The following is a 2,878-nucleotide window of genomic DNA, read 5'->3' on the forward strand; positions in this document are numbered from 1 at the left end:
GGGACGCGGAATGCTGCTGCCCCAGATGCGGCCGTCGGCAGGCATCTTGAAGCTGATCTCTTCAACGGTTTTTTCTCCGCGCAGTATGGCGGCCGCATCCATGACGGCGTCCACAAGAGGCTTGTAGCCCGTGCAGCGGCAGATATTGTGGTGTTTCTGGAACCAGTCGCGCACATCTTCGCGGCTGGGGGCGGCATTTTCGTCCAGCAGGGCCTTGGCCGACACAATGAAGCCGGGGGTGCAAAAACCGCATTGCGCCGCGCCGTGCTGGATCCACGCATGCTGCAACGGGTGCAGACAGTCCGGCGTGCCTATGCCTTCAAGGGTCGTTACAGATGCATTTTCAGCCACCCGGCTCATCTTGATGATGCATGCCCGCACCACCTTGCCGTCCAGAATAACCGTGCACGCGCCGCACTGGCCCTTGCCGCAGCCCACTTTCACACTGGTGAGCTGCAACTGGCTGCGCAGCACGTCCACCAGAAGATCATTGGGGCTGACCAACAAACGCCGGGCCATGCCGTTGACTATGAGGGTTTTGGTTTCCATGCGCGACTCCTTTGCTATGATAAGTGCCTGGATATATGCCGACGCGGGATATCCGCGCTCAGGGCCGTAATTTTCCTGCGTGCGCAGCAGGGCGCCGCAGGAATCCTGACACGTTGACTATGATACCGGTACGGATACGGGTACACATCTACTTGCCGAATGGACACACGGGATATGCACACTCAGGGCAGCCGGCGCAAAAACCGCCGTGCCCCAAAGCCGCGATGTCTTCGGCCGTTACCTCAACCCCGGCCAGCAGGCGCGGCACAATGAGGTCAAATATGCTGGCCTTGTGATACATGACACAGCCGGGCAACCCCAGCACAGGCACACGTCCGCCGGGACCTGCTGCATAGGCCAGAAGAAACATGGCGCCCGGGTAAACCGGCGCGCCATAGCTGAGAATCTGCGCCCCGGAAGCGCGTATGGCGGCGGGCGTGCGGTCGTCTGGATCAACGGACATGCCGCCCGTCACCACAATCATATCCGCGCCCTGATGCAAAAAATCCGCAATGGCCGAGGCGGTCATGCTGACCTCGTCGCTGGTCAGGGTCTGCCCCATGACGGAACTGCCCAATGCCGCAAATTTTTTGCGCAGCACAGGACCGAAAGCGTCACGAATGCGTCCGTAGTAAACCTCGCTGCCCGTGGTGACCACGCCCACCCTGGCACGGGCAAGGGGCAGCACCTCGATGACGGGGCGGCTCACTGCGTCTTCAAGGCGGCGCAGCTTGTCCTCACCGATCATAAGGGGAACCACGCGGGTTCCCGCCACGGCGCGTCCTTTTTTCACAAACTGCATGCCGTGCAGGGTCGCCATGGTGATTTCGCCCAGGCTGTTGATCCTGTTCAGGGCAGGCACGTCTACCCGCAGCAGGCCGTCACAGGCAGCCACAAGGTCAATGCGCCCTTCCTTCGGGTCACCGGCCATGAGGTTTGGCCCCACGGCAGCGGCCACAATGCGGGCGGCGGCGTCATTTTCGTGTACCATTCCGGCAAGCGGTTCAAAAACATAAAGATGCTCCTTGCCTGTTTCGAGCAGCACCTTGATATCTTCGGGCCGCACGATATGCCCTTTACGAAATACCGGCCCCTTGCTCTCGCCGGGAACAATCCTGGTTATATCGTGACAAAGTACACTACCTACCGCATCATGAACGTGTATGACTTTCATACAAAGTTCCGACATGTTTGCTCCTCAAATGATGCATAACCTGATGGCCAGATTGTGCGTAGAATAACACTCCCGCAACGAAATGCAAAATAAAATTCATGATTTATAAAGTGTGGACACGATAACTTTACGTAATATCACGTATTTGATTTTTATTTCCCCCATTTCAACAAAAAGCGTGACTATTGATGGCGGCGGCAGACGCGGCGGCAATTGACAGAGCAGACATTCTCTGCGAGATGGAGAGGAGCAGAATCACCGTACCGCAGATGCGCCAGCCTGTGATGGCGCTACGGTTTATCCCCGCCAGGAGCCGGCATGAACACAGTCTTTTGCCTCGCGCGCGCATCGCGCATCAGCCGTGCGGCGGCCTTGGCAGCCGCCCTTCTTCTTGCCTTGTCTTTGTCCGCATGCGGCCTTGGCGAAAGTCCGCAAAGGGACGAAACGCCCCCAGGCCCCGTGGAAAGCTTCATGATCATTTCCACCCCCGGCCAGACCACCGTGCTGGACGACGTGCAGTTCGGGCAGGGTGTCAGTGTGAGCGTTGATGAAGTCTTTACGTCGGCCAAAGGCGAAAGCTGCAAACGCGGCACAGTGCTGGCCGGGCAAAAAGAGGCTGAAGTGGTCGTTATCTGCCAGGATGCGCAGGGCCGCTGGATCATGGCCCCCAGGGTGTGGGGTCAGGGCATTTCCAAACCGTAATTGCACGGGCAACCTTTCCTAAACCATTGCAGGCGCGCGGCGCGGCACAGCCGCGAGACCGCGCGTCGCATACTTTGAAACACCATGCTGCAACAAAAATATCTTTTTGCCGTTCTGGCGCTGCTGGCTCTGTGCAGCTCCGCCCATGCCGCCGACAATGTCCAGCCCTATGCGGCCAACCTTTTTCAGGGCAATTTTGCCCAGAACAAGGAAGGCGCGGTTATTGCGCCCGGCGACCGGGTGGTGGTGCGCCTGTGGGGCGGCGACCTCAAGGTGGACCGAACCCTTGCTGTGGGGCCGGATGGGCATATGAACCTGCCAGAAGTGGGCGACATGCCCGTGGCCGGACTGGCCTACGACAAGCTGGCTGACGCCCTGCGAAGCAAACTGGCCGCCAACGGCCATGCCGACGTGCAGATATACGCAGCCCCGCTGGATGCACGCCCCGTATCC

At 59.3% G+C, this 2,878-nt stretch carries 4 protein-coding genes; 2 read left to right on the forward strand and 2 right to left on the reverse strand.

All coding sequences use genetic code 11. From position 1 onward, the window contains the following. The coding region (locus V6C07_RS10800; RefSeq protein ID WP_333536492.1) for a (2Fe-2S)-binding protein at positions 1-549 on the reverse strand (549 nt) is incomplete at its 3' end. Positions 550-697: 148 nt separating this feature from the next. Beyond that, positions 698-1,723: a molybdopterin-binding protein gene (locus tag V6C07_RS10805; RefSeq protein WP_333536495.1), complete on the reverse strand. Its 1,026-nt coding sequence runs from the start codon at positions 1,721-1,723 to the stop codon at positions 698-700. 318 nt (positions 1,724-2,041) lie between these two features. Here V6C07_RS10805 and V6C07_RS10810 point away from each other — a divergent pair, with 318 nt between their 5' ends. Both V6C07_RS10810 and V6C07_RS10815 read left to right on the forward strand, forming a co-directional pair. Beyond that, entirely contained in the window at positions 2,042-2,425 is a 384-nt protein-coding gene (locus V6C07_RS10810; protein WP_333536493.1) for a DVU3141 family protein, read from the forward strand. An 84-nt stretch (positions 2,426-2,509) separates the two neighbouring features. Then, the coding region (locus V6C07_RS10815; RefSeq protein ID WP_333536494.1) for a polysaccharide biosynthesis/export family protein at positions 2,510-2,878 on the forward strand (369 nt) is incomplete at its 3' end.

This window comes from Desulfovibrio sp. 1214_IL3152, from assembly GCF_036763055.1.
GTDB lineage: Bacteria > Desulfobacterota > Desulfovibrionia > Desulfovibrionales > Desulfovibrionaceae > Desulfovibrio.

Coding starts and splice junctions, on each gene's coding strand:
- V6C07_RS10810 (WP_333536493.1), top strand. CDS start 2,042: ATGAACACAGTCTTTTGCCTCGCGCGCGCATCGCGCATCAGCCGTGCG.
- V6C07_RS10805 (WP_333536495.1), bottom strand. CDS start 1,723: ATGAAAGTCATACACGTTCATGATGCGGTAGGTAGTGTACTTTGTCAC.